Source organism: Pseudomonas sp. No.21 (assembly GCF_054558415.1).
In genome coordinates, this window is sequence record NZ_BAAJNO010000001.1 from 385,715 (window position 1) to 400,891 (window position 15,177).

Annotated in this window: 16 protein-coding genes; 10 read left to right on the forward strand and 6 right to left on the reverse strand. The window is 67.8% G+C overall.

Annotation, left to right across the window (positions count from 1 at the left end):
• Positions 1–24: 24 nt before the first annotated feature.
• The 6 genes from ACYJSS_RS01780 (at position 25) to ACYJSS_RS01805 (ending at position 5,418) form a co-directional block, all read left to right on the forward strand.
• Positions 25–177 (forward strand): PSPA7_2676 family Cys-rich small protein, encoded by a 153-nt coding sequence (locus ACYJSS_RS01780; RefSeq protein ID WP_111260007.1) that lies wholly within the window; start codon positions 25–27, stop codon positions 175–177.
• The gene (locus ACYJSS_RS01785; RefSeq protein WP_236205970.1) at positions 174–665 is read left to right on the forward strand and encodes an MgtC/SapB family protein; all 492 of its coding nucleotides are present in this window, start codon (positions 174–176) and stop codon (positions 663–665) included. The genes ACYJSS_RS01780 and ACYJSS_RS01785 overlap by 4 nt, the downstream gene beginning before the upstream one ends.
• A 68-nt stretch (positions 666–733) precedes the next feature.
• Positions 734–976 (forward strand): hypothetical protein, encoded by a 243-nt coding sequence (locus ACYJSS_RS01790; RefSeq protein WP_111259971.1) that lies wholly within the window; start codon positions 734–736, stop codon positions 974–976.
• 20 nt (positions 977–996) lie between these two features.
• Positions 997–1,890 carry a non-homologous end joining protein Ku gene (ku, locus tag ACYJSS_RS01795; RefSeq protein WP_236205969.1) on the forward strand — a complete coding sequence of 298 codons (894 nt, stop codon included), beginning with the start codon at positions 997–999 and terminating at the stop codon, positions 1,888–1,890.
• Positions 1,891–1,917: 27 nt separating this feature from the next.
• Complete coding sequence (gene ligD, locus ACYJSS_RS01800) at positions 1,918–4,479, forward strand: DNA ligase D (protein WP_236205968.1); 2,562 nt, start codon at positions 1,918–1,920, stop codon at positions 4,477–4,479.
• An 81-nt stretch (positions 4,480–4,560) separates the two neighbouring features.
• Positions 4,561–5,418 (forward strand): SDR family oxidoreductase, encoded by an 858-nt coding sequence (locus ACYJSS_RS01805; protein ID WP_111259974.1) that lies wholly within the window; start codon positions 4,561–4,563, stop codon positions 5,416–5,418.
• Between the two features lie 561 nt (positions 5,419–5,979).
• Here the strand turns inward: ACYJSS_RS01805 and ACYJSS_RS01810 are convergent.
• The 5 genes from ACYJSS_RS01810 to ACYJSS_RS01830 all read right to left on the reverse strand — a co-directional run bounded on the left by ACYJSS_RS01810 (position 5,980) and on the right by ACYJSS_RS01830 (position 9,568).
• Positions 5,980–6,207, reverse strand: a complete 228-nt coding sequence (locus tag ACYJSS_RS01810; RefSeq protein WP_111259975.1) for a hypothetical protein — start codon at positions 6,205–6,207, stop codon at positions 5,980–5,982.
• 586 nt (positions 6,208–6,793) lie between these two features.
• The gene (locus tag ACYJSS_RS01815) at positions 6,794–7,033 is read right to left on the reverse strand and encodes a hypothetical protein (RefSeq protein WP_111259976.1); all 240 of its coding nucleotides are present in this window, start codon (positions 7,031–7,033) and stop codon (positions 6,794–6,796) included.
• A 150-nt stretch (positions 7,034–7,183) separates the two neighbouring features.
• A complete protein-coding gene (gene acuI, locus ACYJSS_RS01820; RefSeq protein ID WP_236205967.1) occupies positions 7,184–8,167 on the reverse strand; it encodes an acrylyl-CoA reductase (NADPH) in 984 nt (327 codons plus the stop codon).
• A gap of 39 nt (positions 8,168–8,206) precedes the next feature.
• Complete coding sequence (gene acuR / locus ACYJSS_RS01825) at positions 8,207–8,839, reverse strand: acrylate utilization transcriptional regulator AcuR (protein WP_111259978.1); 633 nt, start codon at positions 8,837–8,839, stop codon at positions 8,207–8,209.
• Positions 8,840–8,920: 81 nt separating this feature from the next.
• The gene (locus ACYJSS_RS01830; protein WP_236205966.1) at positions 8,921–9,568 is read right to left on the reverse strand and encodes a DsbA family oxidoreductase; all 648 of its coding nucleotides are present in this window, start codon (positions 9,566–9,568) and stop codon (positions 8,921–8,923) included.
• 244 nt (positions 9,569–9,812) lie between these two features.
• Here ACYJSS_RS01830 and fusA point away from each other — a divergent pair, with 244 nt between their 5' ends.
• A complete protein-coding gene (gene fusA / locus ACYJSS_RS01835; RefSeq protein ID WP_111259980.1) occupies positions 9,813–11,915 on the forward strand; it encodes an elongation factor G in 2,103 nt (700 codons plus the stop codon).
• 175 nt (positions 11,916–12,090) lie between these two features.
• Positions 12,091–13,089, forward strand: a complete 999-nt coding sequence (locus ACYJSS_RS01840; RefSeq protein ID WP_236205965.1) for a GNAT family N-acetyltransferase — start codon at positions 12,091–12,093, stop codon at positions 13,087–13,089.
• A gap of 140 nt (positions 13,090–13,229) precedes the next feature.
• On the opposite strand, the gene ACYJSS_RS01845 is transcribed toward ACYJSS_RS01840, so the two are convergent.
• Entirely contained in the window at positions 13,230–13,808 is a 579-nt protein-coding gene (locus ACYJSS_RS01845) for an RNA polymerase factor sigma-70 (RefSeq protein WP_111259982.1), read from the reverse strand.
• Between the two features lie 312 nt (positions 13,809–14,120).
• Here ACYJSS_RS01845 and ACYJSS_RS01850 point away from each other — a divergent pair, with 312 nt between their 5' ends.
• Together ACYJSS_RS01850 and ACYJSS_RS01855 are read left to right on the forward strand one after the other, a co-directional pair.
• Entirely contained in the window at positions 14,121–14,339 is a 219-nt protein-coding gene (locus tag ACYJSS_RS01850) for an MbtH family protein (RefSeq protein WP_044404743.1), read from the forward strand.
• A 1-nt stretch (position 14,340) separates the two neighbouring features.
• Positions 14,341–15,099 carry a thioesterase II family protein gene (locus ACYJSS_RS01855; protein ID WP_236205964.1) on the forward strand — a complete coding sequence of 253 codons (759 nt, stop codon included), beginning with the start codon at positions 14,341–14,343 and terminating at the stop codon, positions 15,097–15,099.
• The last annotated feature ends 78 nt before the right edge of the window (positions 15,100–15,177 follow it).

Genomic DNA, 15,177 nt, shown 5'->3' on the forward strand with positions numbered 1-15,177 from the left:
CGGCACCCTGCCGGTGGAGGTGACATGACGCTCTTCTGTCTGATCGGTGGTTGTTCCTGGTCGCCCAGCACCTCGGTGCACATCGGCAAGGAAGACTTGCTGTGCCAGGTCTGCGCACGTTGCGGTGCCTGCCGCTACACGCCCGCCAATGCCGTGCTGGAGCGCGTTGGGTCGTGACCTGGTGGGACCAGGTGCTGGCGACGCTGGCCAACGAGTTCTCCGACCTCGACGACCCGACCCAGGCGACCCGCGTGACACTGCGGGTGTTGCTGGCCGCGCTGCTGGGCGGCCTGCTCGGCTTCGAGCGCGAGCAGCACGGCAAGGCGGCCGGCATCCGCACCCACATGCTGGTGGCACTGGGCGCCGCACTCTTCGTCCTGGCGCCGCAGATGGCGGGGGCCGAATCCGATGCGCTCAGCCGGGTGATCCAGGGCATCGTCGCCGGCATCGGCTTCCTCTGTGCCGGCACCATCCTCAAGCGCGACAGCGTGGCCGAGGTGAAGGGCCTGACCACCGCCGCCGGCCTCTGGCTGACCACGGCCATCGGCGTCACGGTAGGCCTGGGGCGCGAAGCCACGGCGGTGCTGGCGACGCTGGTGGCGCTGGTGATCCTCAACCTGGTTCCGCACCTGGTGTCGCGTCTGGAACGACGCTACAGGCGATAGGCGAAACTCTTTTCCGTCGTCGCGACTCAGAATCTTGTGTGGCAGCCAGCAACAAGGAGCCTTTCGCCATGTTCCGAGACTTCAAGCACTGCACCGCGTGGACCGATGCCATGAAGGAAGGGCAGAGCTACATCGGCCTGATCGAGTACCAGCCCAAGCGCGAGGGCGCCGGCGTGCGGGTGCTCTGGGTGGTGGCACCGGGCTGCGTGTGCGAGAACGAGGCGGAGACCGCCGCCGACAACATGCTGCGGCAGATCCGCGACATCACCGTGGAAGGCAGCGTGATCTACAGCGACGGCGTGGCGCTCTGACCGCGCCCGCGAGGTGACCCATGGCACGTGCGATCTGGAAGGGCGCCATCAGTTTCGGCCTGGTGCATATCCCCGTGGGGCTGGTTTCGGCCACATCCTCCCAGGGGGTGGACTTCGATTGGCTGGACAAGCGCAGCATGGACCCGGTGGGCTACAAGCGCATCAACAAGCGCACCGGCAAGGAAGTGACCAAGGACGACATCGTCAAGGGCGTGGAGCTGGAGAAGGGCCGCTACGTGGTGATCAGCGAGGAGGAGATCCGCGCCGCCCACCCGGAAGCGACCCAGACCATCGATATCTTCGCCTTCGTCGACAGCGCCACCATCCCCCTGCAGAACATAGATACCCCCTATTACCTGGCGCCGGTCAAGCGTGGCGAGAAGGTCTACGCCCTGCTGCGCGAGGCGCTCGCCGGCACCGGCAAGGTGGCCCTGGCCAACGTGGTGCTGCATACCCGCCAGCACCTGGCGGCGCTGATGCCGCTGGAGTCGGCCCTGGTGCTGGTGATGCTGCGCTGGCCCGCCGAGGTGCGCGGCCTGGAGAGCCTGGAGCTGGGCAGCGCGGTGACCGAGGCCAAGCTGGCCAAGGCCGAGCTGGACATGGCCAAGCGCTTGATCAAGGACATGAGCGCGGACTGGCAGCCGGAGGACTACGTGGACACCTTCACCGACCGCATCATGGAGCTGGTGGAGCGCAAGGCCAGCCAGGGCCATATCGAGGCGGTGGAGGCGGCGGGCGGCGAGGAGGAGCGGCGCAGCGCCGACGTCATCGACCTCACCGACCTGCTCAAGCGCAGCCTGGGCGGCAAGCCCGACGCCAGGCCCGAGGCCAGGGCCAAGGCGGCCAAGGGCGCTGCCAAGCCGGCGCGCAAGACCCGAGACAAGCCCACGCGGACCAAGGCCAAGGCCGGTTGAGTCCGCATCCCTGCCGAGGTGTCCGCCATGGCCCGCCGTTCCAGCGACTACAACCGCAAGCGCAATTTCGACCTCACCTCCGAACCTCGCGAAGAGGCGCGGCCCCGTGGGCGCAGCAAGGCCGGTGCCCTCGGCTTCGTGATCCAGAAGCATGATGCCCGTCACCTGCACTATGACTTCCGCCTCGAGCTGGACGGCACCCTGAAGAGCTGGGCAGTGCCCAAGGGCCCGAGCCTCGACCCCAGGGACAAGCGCCTGGCCGTGCACGTCGAGGACCATCCGCTGGGCTATGCCGATTTCGAGGGCAGCATTCCCGCCGGGCAATACGGCGCGGGGGATGTGATCGTCTGGGATCGCGGCATCTGGCAGCCCCATGGCGATCCCAAGGCCGCCTACGAGGCCGGCAGGCTGACCTTCACCCTGGTGGGCGAGAAGCTCGGTGGCGACTGGAGCCTGGTGCGCACCCGCCTGCGCGGCAGCGGCGACAAGGAGCAGTGGCTGTTGATCAAGCAGGACGACGAGGTGGCGCGCCCGGCGGAGGAGTACGACATCGTTTCCGCCGAGCCGGCCAGCGTGCTCAGCGGGGCCGACGTCGGCAGCGACGCGCCGGCCGCCCGGCCGGGTGCCACCCGGCGCGCCGCGAAGGCTGGCGGCAAGGCACGCAAGGCTGCGGCGAGCGAGGAGCGCATGCCCGACAGCCTGGCGCCGCAATTGGCGACGCTGGTGGATGCGCCGCCCTCGGGGGACTGGCGCTACGAGATCAAGTTCGACGGCTATCGCATCCTCGCCCGCATCCGCGACGGCGAGGTGCGGCTGTTCACCCGCAACGGCAACGACTGGACCGCGCGCCTGCCCCTGCAGGCCCGCGACCTGGCGGCGCTGGAACTGGGCGACAGCTGGCTGGACGGCGAGGTGGTGGTGCTCGACGAGGACGGCCTGCCGAGCTTCCAGGGCCTGCAGAACGCCTTCGATATCGGCCGCAGCCACAGCATTCTCTACTACCTGTTCGATGCGCCTTTCCTCGATGGCCGTGACCAGCGCCAGCTGCCCCTGGAGGAGCGCCGTGCCGCCCTGGAGAAGGCGCTCAAGGGCCAGCGGCGCAGCCTGCTGCGCTTCTCCGAAGCTTTTTCCGCCAGCCACGAGTCGATCCTGGAGAGTGCCTGTTCCATGTCCCTGGAAGGGGTGATCGGCAAGCGCGCGGGAAGCCCCTATCGCTCGGCGCGCAGCCCGGACTGGATCAAGCTCAAGTGCCGCCGGCGCCAGGAGTTCGTGATCGTCGGCTACACCGCGCCCAAGGGCAGCCGCCGCGGGTTCGGCGCCTTGCTGCTGGCCGTCCATGACGAGCCGGGTGGTGAGGAGCTGCGCTATGCCGGGCGCGTCGGCACCGGCTTCGACGAGGCGCGGCTGGCCGATATCCATGGCCGCCTGCAGGCCATCGCCCGGGATGACAGCCCGCTGACCAGGGCCCTGCCGGCGGCCCAGCGCCGGGGCGTGCGCTGGGTGGAGCCGCAACTGGTGGCCGAGGTGGAGTTCGCCGAGTGGACGGGCGATGCCATCGTGCGCCAGGCCGCGTTCGTCGCCCTGCGCAGCGACAAGCCGGCGGAGCAGATCGTCCGCGAGCAGCCACGCAGCGCGGCCTCGTCGAAGATGGCGCCCGAGCCCGCCGCCGAAAAGGCCGGCAAGGGCGGGCGCCAGACACTGGCCAAGGTCTCCATCAGCCACCCGCAGCGGGTCATCGATGACCAGAGCGGCACCCAGAAGCTGGAACTGGCGCGTTACTACGCGGATGTCGCCGAGTGGGTGCTGCCGCACCTGAAGGGGCGCCCGGTGTCGCTGCTGCGGGCGCCGGAGGGTGTCGGGGGCGAGCTGTTCTTCCAGAAGCACGCCGAGCGCCTGGCGATCCCCAATATTCGTCACCTCGACCCGGAACTGGACCCTGGGCACGCGCGGCTGATGGAGATCGACACGCTGGAGGCCCTGGTGGGCGCGGTGCAGATGGGCGCCATCGAGCTGCACACCTGGGGCGCCACCAGCGACCGCATCGAACGGCCGGACCGCCTGATCCTCGATCTCGACCCGGACCCCAAGCTGCCCTGGAAGACCATGCAGGAGGCCACGCGGCTGACCCTTTCCGTGCTCGACGAACTGGGCCTCCAGGCCTGGCTGAAGACCAGTGGCGGCAAGGGCATGCACCTGATCGTCCCGTTGGCGCGGCATGCCGGCTGGGACGAGGTGAAGGGTTTCGGCAAGGCCATCGCCTCCTTCCTCGCGCGCCAGTTGCCGGAGCGCTTCGTCGACAGGATGGGGCCGAAGAACCGTGTCGGGCGCATCTTCGTCGACTACCTGCGCAACCAGCGTGGCGCCAGTACCGTCTGTGCCTATTCGGTTCGGGCGCGGCCGGGCCTGCCGGTGTCGGTGCCCATCGAGCGCGATGAACTGGAGCGCCTCAAGGGGTCGGCGCAATGGACCCTGGCCACGCTGCGCCAACGCCTCGACAGCCTGCAGCGCGACCCCTGGCACGACTACCTCGCCCGTCAACGCATCACCCGCGCCATGTGGGACCGCCTGCAAGCCGAGCCCGGGGATTGACGCCGCTGGGTGGATTTTCCTGAACCGCCTGGCGCGGGGCCAGTCCTGTTGAATAACAGGCCACCGACTCGGGAGACGACCATGAGCGACGAACAGACCCTTCCACCCCAGCACCAGGACCGGCAGCCGGGCCAGGAGACGGAGATGCGGCCGCAGCCGCTGACCATCGGCGAGTACTACCAGGCGGCCGGCAAGCTGGAGGGCATGACCGCGATCGTCACCGGCGCCGACAGCGGCATCGGCCGCGCCGTGGCGGTGCACTACGCCCGTGAAGGCGCCAATGTCGCGGTGCTTTACCTGGACGAGGTGGAGGATGCCGAACAGACCCGCCTGGAAGTGCAGGCGGCAGGGCGCGAGGCGTTGCTGTTCGCCGGCGACGTGGCCGATGGCGGGTTCTGTCGCACGGTCCTGGAGGCGGTGATCGCCAAGTGGGGCCGGGTGGATGTGCTGGTCAACAATGCCGGCGAGCAGCACCCGCAGGAGCGCCTGGAGGACATCAGCGAGGCGCAGTGGGAGAAGACCTTCCGCACCAACATCTTCGGCATGTTCCAGCTGACCAAGGCGACGCTGCCGCACCTGCGCCCGGGCGCCAGCATCATCAACACCACCTCGGTGACGGCCTACAAGGGCAACCCGACCCTGCTGGACTATTCCTCCACCAAGGGGGCGATCACCTCCTTCACCCGCTCCCTGGCGCTGAACCTGGCCAAGCGCGCCATCCGCGTCAACGCCGTGGCCCCGGGGCCGATCTGGACGCCGCTGATCCCTTCCACCTTCGATGCCGAGAAGGTCGGCCATTTCGGTGCCGACACCCCGCTGGGCCACCCCGGCCAGCCGGCGGACGTGGCACCGGCCTACGTCTACCTGGCGAGCGCGGACTCGGCCTACGTCAGCGGCCAGGTGCTGCACGTGAATGGCGGCATCGTGGTGAACGGGTAGGGCACTGCGTGTAGGTTGGCGCCGCGAGGCCCAACGCAGCGACATCCGCAATTGCAGGCCCTGTGGGAGCGGCTTCAGCCGCGAAAGACCTGTCGCATGCATTGGGCCGCGAGCTGGCCGGGTACTCCATCGCGAATGAATTCGCTCCCACAAATTGGCACCGCGTGTAGGTTGGCGCCGCGAGGCCCAACGCATCGACATCCGCAGTTGCAGGCCCTCCCCGTGGGAGCGGCTTCAGCCGCGAAAAGCCTGACGCAGGCACTGGGCCGCGAGCTGGCCGGGCACTCCATCGCGAATGAATTCGCTCCCACAGGCTGGCACCGCGCGTAGGTTGGCGCCGCGAGGCCCAACGCAGCGATGTCCGCGGTTGCAGGTCCTCCCCGTGGGAGCGGCTTCAGCCGCGGACGACCTGGCGCAGGCACCGGGCCGCGAGCCGGCCAGATGCGCCATCGCGAACGAATTCTCCCTCAAGATGCACCACGCCCGGCGGCACCGAGCGAGGTAAATCGCAGGCAAGAAAAAGCCCCGCTCATGCGGGGCTTTGGGTCGACGTGCCGGGCGTCAGGCGGTGAGGGCGCGCTGGGCGCGGTCGATCACCTGCTGGAGCTGGCTGGAGTTGCTGTACTGCTCCGGGTAGATGCGCTGGCTGTGGCAGGCGACACCGTACTCGCTGACGATGGTGAAGCTGAAGCCACCCTTGCGGGAAGGCGCGTTGATCTGGCACTGGAGCGGTGCAAAGGCGCGGGTGAGTGCGCTGATGGCTTGTTCTGCCTGGTGATGGATAGTCATGTTGTTAGGTCCTGCAAAATGCGGCAATCGGGCCGCGAAATAAAACTCCGAATCCGTCGCCCACCGTGGGCACACAGGATGATCCTTATCGGAGCGAATGAGCTGGTGGAAAGTTCCGCCTGTCAGCGGAGCGAGCCAGCCAAGTACTTTGGATGCCAGGTTGTAATCGTGGGCAAGGTTCTGGCCCGGTGATTGTCCTGATCAGACTTCTGGATGGGAGGCCAGGACGGATGCGTTGCCAGTGGGTGGCGGGGGCATCGGTCAGGTAACCATCGAGGAGACCGGTATCGCGTTGCGCCTGGGTGGCGCTGCCTGCGAGTGGCCGGATTGACTTACAGCTAGGTACTAGGTGCGCGATCATACGGCATGCTCCGATGATTGGATAGGGCCACCGGGGCCTGGATGTATCCGAATCTTTCTGTTTTCTAACGCTTGTTCATGACAATCCGTCGATTCTGCTTGCGGCGTCCCGTGCCGCCCATCGGACCTGTCCGATTCGCGGGCAAAAAAAAGCAGCTCGGGGGGCGAGCTGCATATTGGCCAAAGGGGGGGATGGCCATGGGAGGAGCATGCAATCTGGGGTGACTCAGCCTTTGCTGGGCTGCACGTCGCGGATGGCGTTGGACATCCGCTGGTCCTGTTTCAACAGTGCCCGCCGTACCTTGGCCAGCTGCTCGGGCGGCAGGCCGCTCTTGCCGAACATCTCCAGGGCGAACTGGCGGATCTGCGCATCGGTGTAGGGCGTCTCCCCGCTGTATTGCGGCGAGGCGCAGCCAGCCAGGGCGAGGGTGGCGAGCAGGGCGATGACTGCGATCGGCGTGTGCATCCGGCCCTCCTGTTCGGCTGTCTGCGTGGCGATGGGCGCAGATTAGCCAAGCGGCGGTCGAGGCAGAAATCATCAGGCTTGATAGTGATTATCGGGGTGGCGCATCGCGCACCGGGGAGGGTGCCGCCGGGGCGGCGGCACCCGGCGGGATCAGCGGTTGACGTCCACCACCACACGGCCGCGCACCTGGCCGTCCAGCAGCTCGCGGGCCACCTGCAGGGCTTCCTCCAGGCCGATCTCGCGGGTGATCTCGTCCAGCAGCGCCAGCTCGAGGTCACGGGCCAGGCGATCCCAGGCCTCGATGCGGTCGGCGCGCGGGCGCATCACGCTGTCGATGCCGGCCAGGGTCACGCCGCGCAGGATGAAGGGCGCGACGCTGGCGGGAAAGTCCATGCCCTGGGCCAGCCCGCAGGCGGCGACGGCGCCACCGTAGCGGATGCCGGCGCAGACGTTGGCCAGGGTGTGGCTGCCGACCGAGTCGATGGCGCCGGCCCAGCGCTCCTTGCCCAGCGGGCGGCCGGGTTCGGCGAGGCTGGCACGGTCGATGATCTCGCTGGCACCCAGGCGCTTGAGGTAGTCCGCTTCCTGCGGTCGGCCGGTGGAGGCCGCCACCTGGTAGCCGAGGCGGGCGAGCAGGGCGATGGCGAAGCTGCCGACACCGCCGTTGGCGCCGGTCACCAGCACCTGGCCCTTGTCCGGGGTCACGCCGTTGCGCTCCAGGGCCAGCACCGAAAGCATCGCGGTGTAGCCGGCGGTGCCGATGGCCATCGCCTGGCGCGGGGTGAAGCCGGCCGGCAGCGGGATCAGCCAGTCGGCCTTGAGACGCGCCTTCTGGGCCAGGCCGCCCCAGTGGGTCTCGCCCACGCCCCAGCCGTTGAGCAGCACCTTGTCACCGACCTTGAAGGCGGGGCTGTCGCTGGCCTCCACCGTGCCGGCCAGGTCGATGCCGGCGACCATGGGGAAGCTGCGCACCACCGGGCCCTTGCCGGTGATGGCCAGGCCGTCCTTGTAGTTCAGGGTGCTGTAGTCGACCTTCACGGTGACCTCGCCCGCGGGCAGTTGCGCCTCGTCCAGCTCGGCCAAACTGGCGCGGTAGCCGCTGTCGTCCTTGTCGATCAGGATGCCTTTGAACATCGGGTGTCTCCTCGTGCAGAACCTATGGAAAGGGACGGGCTAGCGGGGCAGCCCGGCGAGAAATCCCTGGATGAAGCAGTCCAGCGGCGCATTGCCGCGTACCAGCCGGGCGCGCAGCACGGCGCCTTCCCAGCCGATCCAGAAAAATGCGGCCCAGCGCTCGCAATCCGTGTCCGGAGCCAGCTCGCCCTCGGCCTTGGCCGCCTCCAGGCACAGCGCCAGGCGCTGCTGCCAACTGAGCAGGATGGCCTCCAGGGACTCGCGGAAGGCCTCCGGCAGCTGGGTCACTTCCTGGCCCAGGTTGCCCACCAGGCAGCCACGGCGGTACTCGAAGCGCTGCATGCCGGCCTTGGCGTCCTCGACGAAGGCCGCGATGCGCGCCAGCGGCGGTCGCGATGCGTCCAGCAGGCAGCGGTCGAGCTTGCGCGCGAAGTAGCCGGCGTAGTTCGCCAGCACCGCGTGGCCGAAGTCCTCCTTGCTCTGGAAGTAGTGGTAGAACGAGCCCTTGGGCACGCCGACGCGGCTCAGCACGGTATCGATGCCGGTGCTGAGGAAGCCCTGCTCGGTGAGGATCTCGGTGCCGCAACGCACCAGGGCGTCACGGGTGTCGGGGTTGTCGCGATTGACCTTGGGCGGTCGGCCGCGACGGGGCGTGGGTGTGGAATCGGTCATGGCGGGGGGATATTAGACCGACTGTCTAGAAAATCAATGGCGGGTGCGCCGCATTGCTCGCACCCGCCTCGCGCTGGCCCTTTATTCCGCGGCGACGAGCTGGCGGATCGCCTGTTCGAAATACTCCGCCGGCTGGCCACCGCTGATCAGGTGGCGGCCGTTGAGGATCACCGACGGCACCGAGCGGATGCCGTGGCTGGTGTAGAAGTTCTCCTCCTCGCGCACCTCCTCGGCGAAGCGGCCGGACTCCAGCACCTCCCGTGCCGCCTCGGCGTCCAGCCCGGCGGCTGCGGCCACCTCCACCAGCACCGCGCGGTCGCTGGGGTTGCGCCCCTCGCTGAAGTAGGCGGCCAGCAGGCCCTGCTTGAGCGCCAGCTGGCGGCCTTCCAGCTCGGCCCAGTGCAGCAGGCGATGGGCGTCGAAGGTGTTGTAGATGCGCCCGCGTGCCTGCATCTCGAAGCGGAAACCCACCTCGGCGCCGCGCTGGCGGATGTGCTCGCGGTTGGCCGCCACCTGCTCCGGCGTGCTGCCGTACTTCTGCTGGATGTGCTCGACGATGTCCTGGCCTTCCGGCGGCATGTCCGGGTTCAGCTCGAAGGGCTTGAAGGCGAGCGTGACCTCCACCTCCTCGCCGAGGTTGGCGATGGCCTGCTGCAGCGCGCCCAGCCCGACCGCGCACCAGGGGCAGACCACGTCGGATACGAAGTCGATGCTGATGGCCTTGCTCATGGGAAATGCTCCGTGATGGGGGAAGGCGCCCAGTCTATGCCTCGAAAGCGTGCACCGCGACGTATCGCACGACTGTCATCGGCCGGCGGTAAAAAAACAGCGGCCTGACGACGCTTCGCGGCTTGCGTCGGCGGCATCTTCAACCATGCTTGGTAATCCGCCCCGGCTGCTTCGCCGCTCGCGTCCCCGAGCGGCCGTGCCGTTCCCGTTCCGAACCCATCCCGACCATTACGAGGTGTAGACAATGGCCCGCGCGACCCCCATCAACCGCTACCGCAACATCGGCATCGTGGCCCACGTGGATGCGGGCAAGACCACCACCACCGAGCGGATCCTGTTCTACACCGGGGTCAACCACAAGATGGGCGAAGTGCACGACGGCGCCGCCACCATGGACTGGATGGTGCAGGAGCAGGAGCGCGGCATCACCATCACCTCGGCCGCCACCACCGCCTTCTGGTCGGGCTCGGCCAAGCAGTTCGACAAGTACCGCTTCAACATCATCGACACCCCCGGGCACGTCGACTTCACCATCGAGGTGGAGCGCTCCCTGCGCGTGCTCGACGGCGCCGTGGTGGTGTTCAGCGGCGCCGACGGCGTCGAGCCGCAGTCCGAGACCGTCTGGCGCCAGGCCAACAAATACGGCGTGCCGCGCATCGCCTACGTCAACAAGATGGACCGCGCCGGCGCCAACTTCCTCTGGGTGGTCGGGCAGATCAAGCAGCGCCTCGGCCACACCCCGGTGCCCATCCAGCTGCCCATCGGTGCCGAGGAGAACTTCGAAGGCCAGATCGACCTGTTGAAGATGAAGGCCATCTACTGGAACGACGCCGACCAGGGCACCAGCTTCCGCGAGGAAGAGATCCCCGCCAACCTCCTGGCCGAAGCCGAGGAGTGGCGCGAGAAGCTGGTGGAGGCCGCCGCCGAGGCCAGCGAAGAACTGATGAACAAGTACCTGGAGGGCGAGGAACTCTCCATCGAGGAGATCAAGGCCGGCCTGCGCCAGCGCACCATCGCCTGCGAGATCGTCCCCGCCGTGCTCGGCTCCTCCTTCAAGAACAAGGGCGTGCCCCTGGTGCTGGACGCGGTGATCGAACTGCTGCCGGCGCCCATCGAGATCCCCGCCATCAAGGGCACCCACCCGGACGACGAAAACCGCCACGACGAGCGCCATGCCGACGACGACGAACCCTTCTCGGCGCTGGCCTTCAAGATCGCCACCGACCCCTTCGTCGGCACCCTGACCTTCACCCGCGTGTACTCCGGCGTACTCAGCTCCGGCGACTCGATCCTCAACTCGGTCAAGGGCAAGAAGGAGCGCGTCGGCCGCATGGTGCAGATGCACGCCAACACCCGCGAGGAGATCAAGGAGGTACGCGCCGGCGACATCGCCGCGCTGATCGGCATGAAGGACGTCACCACCGGCGACACCCTCTGCGACCTCGACAAGCCGATCATCCTCGAACGCATGGACTTCCCCGAACCGGTGATCTCGGTGGCGGTGGAGCCCAAGACCAAGGCCGACCAGGAGAAGATGGGCATCGCCCTCGGCAAGCTGGCCCAGGAAGACCCGTCCTTCCGCGTGCGCTCGGACGAGGAATCCGGCCAGACCATCATCTCCGGCATGGGCGAGCTGCACCTGGACATCCTCATCGACCGCATGAAGCGCGAGTTCAACGTCGAGGCCAACATCGGCAAGCCCCAGGTCGCCTACCGCGAGAAAATCCGCAACAAGTGCGAGATCGAAGGCAAGTTCGTCCGCCAGTCCGGCGGTCGCGGCCAGTTCGGCCACTGCTGGATCCGCTTCGAACCGGGCGAGGACGGCAAGGACACCCTCGAGTTCGTCAACGAAGTGGTGGGCGGCGTGATCCCGCGCGAATACATCCCGGCGATCCAGAAGGGCATCGAGGAGCAGATGAAGAACGGCGTGCTCGCCGGCTACCCGCTGCTCGGCCTCAAGGCCACGGTGTTCGATGGCTCCTACCACGACGTTGACTCCAACGAGATGGCGTTCAAGATCGCCGCCTCCATGGCCACCAAGCAGCTGGCGCAGAAGGGCGGCGCGGTGCTGCTGGAGCCGATCATGAAGGTCGAGGTGGTCACCCCCGAGGACTACATGGGCGACGTCATGGGCGACCTCAACCGCCGCCGCGGCCTGATCCAGGGCATGGACGAAGCGCCGGCCGGGCGCATCATCCGCGCCGAGGTGCCGCTGGGCGAGATGTTCGGCTACGCCACCGACGTGCGCTCCATGTCCCAGGGCCGCGCCAGCTACTCCATGGAGTTCTCCAAGTACGCCGAAGCCCCCGCCAACATCGCCGACGCCATCGTCAAGAAACAGGGCTGATCCCTGCGCGGCCCTCTCTACCAGGGAGAGGGCCGCCGTAGCCCGGGCTTCAGCCCGGGACCTTCACACGCCGAAAACCCGCGCCAACCGCCACGACCACCGGCGAAATTCCCCTAATTTTCCCTCGCGCCCCGACGTCATCTGTTGCACAGACCTCCCACTTCGCGAGCCGCCCATGTCCCAGCATCCCCTCCTGTCGAACCTCCCGCTGCCCGGTGGGCAGAGCCTCGGTGCCGACGAAACCGATACCCGCCTGCACCTGACCCTCGACGGCCAGCCGCTGATCGACCTGGCGCTGCAGCGCGGCGCCGAACCGCGCCTGCAGGTGCTCGGCGCCCAGCCTTCCGCGCAGGCCCTGCACGCCGCCTGCTACTGGTTACTGGCCCGTGACCCGGCCTGCCAGCGCCTGCACTGGCAACTGCCCCAGGCCCCCGTCGAAGCCCTGGCCAGCGGCCTGCTGGTGGCGGCCGGGGCAGGGGAGTACCGCTGCGAGCGCGGCCAGTTCTGGCAGCTGCCCACGCCCTGGATCGCCGCCGCCGGCGCCTACCCGGAGCGCATGGTCATCAGCGACGGCAAGCGTCACCCGCAGCGCCCGCCCAAGCCCACCGGCGAGCTCTACCGTCGTTTCGATGCGCGCCTGGGCAGCTGGATCTCCCTGCGCGCGCTGGATATCGACAGTGACCTGGAGCGCTTCAACCGCTGGCAGAACTCGCCCCGCGTGCTGGCGTTCTGGCAGGAGGGCGGCGACCTCGACCAGCACCGCGCCTACCTGCAGAAGCTGCACGACGACCCCCACGCACTGACCCTGATCGGCTGCTTCGACGACCAGCCCTTCGCCTACTTCGAAGCCTACTGGGCCAAGGAAGACCGCATCGCGCCGTTCTATGCGGTGGACGACTACGACCGCGGCATCCACATGCTGGTGGGCGAGGAGAGCCATCGTGGCCCGCACAAAGTGGCCAGCTGGCTGGCGGCGCTGACCCACTTCCTGTTCCTCGACGACCCGCGTACCCGCCGCGTGGTGGCCGAACCCCGTGCCGACAACGCGCGGATGATCGGCCACATGCAGAGCCTGGGTTACTACCGGGAAAAGGAATTCGACTTCCCGCACAAGCGCGCCGCGCTCATGGCCATCGGCCGCGAACGCTTCTTCGATCGTTGCGTGCTGGCCTGAGCACACCACGTCATCCGCGTGTAGCCCGGGCTTCAGCCCGGGACCGGCGTCGAGGGAATCCCCGGACTGAAGTCCGGGCTACCGGTTAGAGATTTGCCCCGGGCACGAGTCGCGCCCGGGGCGGAAAACGGGGGAGGGGATCAGGCGGATTTTTCGCGGCGTTCCCCATCGTTGCCGGCGGCCTTCTCGGCTTCGGCGCGGGTCACCTTGCGGCAATGCACCAGGGCATCGCGAATCATGAAGTTCACCAGGGTCGGGGAGACGCCCAGCTCCTTGGCGATGTCCTTCTGCGGCACGCCGTGCAGGCGGTACATCTCGAAGGCGTAGCGGGTGCGCGCCGGCAGTTCGGCCAGGGCATCGGCGATGTGTTCGAGGGTCGCGTAGTTGATGTGCGAAGCCTCGGGCGAAGCCCCCAGGGTCACCACCACGTTGAGGCCCTCCTCCTCGGTGCCGGAATATTTCTGCTCCAGGGCCTGCTTGCGGTAGTGGTCGATGGCCAGGTTGCGCACGATCTGGAACAGGTAGCTGAGCTGCGCCTTGAACGACGAGGTGATCTGCGGGGCCGAATGCAGCCTGAAGAACGCATCCTGCACCACATCCTCGGCGCGGGAACGGCATCCGGTGATACGCGCGGCGATCTTCACGAGGATCGAGCGGTTATCGATGAATGCCTGGAGTAAGGGTGAATCGCACCTGCTTGTGGACAGTTGATCCGTCATGGAAATCACCTTGCGCTTGGGGAGGCAGAGGGCGCCGGGAAGGGGGCGGCCTGTTCAGCGGGGTAACAAATTATGTCCAATGATAATCATTGTCAAATGCGATGGATAATTAATATTCGACTTTCTGCAGGAGATCACGGGCAGGCTTCAGCTCTGTTGCAGCGCCGCTCTGCGTCGGCGCTTCCGATCAACGGCGCAGCGCGGTTCCGGGGCGGGGCGATCCGCTAATTATTTTCGTGCTCCATCCGTTCTCCTCTGTGAAAGCGCGGGCAGGTGGCCCCGCTGCATGGATTTCGCAGACAGGAGACAGACATGGTGTTCGATCGTGATGACGTGGTGTTCCAGGTGGTCATCAACCACGAGGAGCAGTACTCGATCTGGCCGGACTACAAGGCCATCCCCGCCGGCTGGCGCGCCGCCGGCAAGAGCGGGCTGAAGCAGGAGTGCCTGGCGTACATCGAGGAGCACTGGACCGACATGCGCCCGCTGAGCCTGCGCAAGCAGATGGAACAGGCCGAAGGGGTGGCCTGAGGTGAGCGCGCCGATCAGCCTGCGCCTGTTCTGCCTGCCGTATTCCGGCGCCAGCGCCATGGCCTACAACCGCTGGCGGCGCATCCTGCCCGCCTGGCTGGTGGTGCAGCCGCTGGAACTGCCGGGGCGCGGCATGCGCATGGACGAGCCGCTGCACACCCGCCTCGACACGCTGGTGGCGCAGCTCGCCCGCGAGGTCGCGCCCCAGGTGCAGCAGCCCTACGCGCTGTTCGGCCACAGCCTTGGCGGGCTGCTCGCCTTCGAGCTGGCCCACGCCCTGCGCGAGAAGGGGCTGCCCGAGCCCCTGGCGCTGTTCCCCTCGGCCACCGCCGGCCCGGCCCGGCGCAATGTCGATGACTACCGCGAAGCCAAGAGCGACGCCGAACTCATCGCCAGGCTGCGCAACCTCCAGGGCACCCCTGAGGAGGCCCTGGCCAACGAGGAGCTGCTGCGCCTGACGCTGCCCATCCTGCGTGCCGACTTCCTCGTCGCCGGCAGCTACGCCTACCGCCGGCGCGAGCCGTTGCAGGCGCCCATCCATGTGCTCGGCGGCAAGGCTGACGAGCTGCGCGTGGATGAGCTGCTGGACTGGCAGGACGAGACCGCCACCGGCTTCTCCCTCGACCTGTTCGAGGGGCACCACTTCTTCCTCCAGCAACAGGAAGCCGCCGTGCTGCGCACCCTCAAGCGCTACGCCGAGCAGCACCTGCTGCGCCTGCGCGCCCGCACGTCGCGCCAGGTTCCGCTGGCGGCCGGCTGAGCCGCCCGGCGCGGCCGTCGTGCCGGGCGCGCCCCTTCGTTTCAACGAACCCCGAATTCAAGCCGCATCAGGCAGGAC

What these genes read in the sequence shown, in the direction of transcription:
- ACYJSS_RS01815 (WP_111259976.1), bottom strand. Translation starts at nt 7,033, where the DNA reads ATGCACACGCCGATCGCAGTCATCGCCCTGCTCGCCACCCTCGCCCTG.
- ACYJSS_RS01805 (WP_111259974.1), top strand. Translation starts at nt 4,561, where the DNA reads ATGAGCGACGAACAGACCCTTCCACCCCAGCACCAGGACCGGCAGCCG.
- ACYJSS_RS01790 (WP_111259971.1), top strand. Translation starts at nt 734, where the DNA reads ATGTTCCGAGACTTCAAGCACTGCACCGCGTGGACCGATGCCATGAAG.
- ku (WP_236205969.1), top strand. Translation starts at nt 997, where the DNA reads ATGGCACGTGCGATCTGGAAGGGCGCCATCAGTTTCGGCCTGGTGCAT.
- ACYJSS_RS01810 (WP_111259975.1), bottom strand. Translation starts at nt 6,207, where the DNA reads ATGACTATCCATCACCAGGCAGAACAAGCCATCAGCGCACTCACCCGC.
- ligD (WP_236205968.1), top strand. Translation starts at nt 1,918, where the DNA reads ATGGCCCGCCGTTCCAGCGACTACAACCGCAAGCGCAATTTCGACCTC.
- ACYJSS_RS01780 (WP_111260007.1), top strand. Translation starts at nt 25, where the DNA reads ATGACGCTCTTCTGTCTGATCGGTGGTTGTTCCTGGTCGCCCAGCACC.
- fusA (WP_111259980.1), top strand. Translation starts at nt 9,813, where the DNA reads ATGGCCCGCGCGACCCCCATCAACCGCTACCGCAACATCGGCATCGTG.
- acuI (WP_236205967.1), bottom strand. Translation starts at nt 8,167, where the DNA reads ATGTTCAAAGGCATCCTGATCGACAAGGACGACAGCGGCTACCGCGCC.
- acuR (WP_111259978.1), bottom strand. Translation starts at nt 8,839, where the DNA reads ATGACCGATTCCACACCCACGCCCCGTCGCGGCCGACCGCCCAAGGTC.
- ACYJSS_RS01840 (WP_236205965.1), top strand. Translation starts at nt 12,091, where the DNA reads ATGTCCCAGCATCCCCTCCTGTCGAACCTCCCGCTGCCCGGTGGGCAG.
- ACYJSS_RS01830 (WP_236205966.1), bottom strand. Translation starts at nt 9,568, where the DNA reads ATGAGCAAGGCCATCAGCATCGACTTCGTATCCGACGTGGTCTGCCCC.
- ACYJSS_RS01845 (WP_111259982.1), bottom strand. Translation starts at nt 13,808, where the DNA reads ATGACGGATCAACTGTCCACAAGCAGGTGCGATTCACCCTTACTCCAG.
- ACYJSS_RS01850 (WP_044404743.1), top strand. Translation starts at nt 14,121, where the DNA reads ATGGTGTTCGATCGTGATGACGTGGTGTTCCAGGTGGTCATCAACCAC.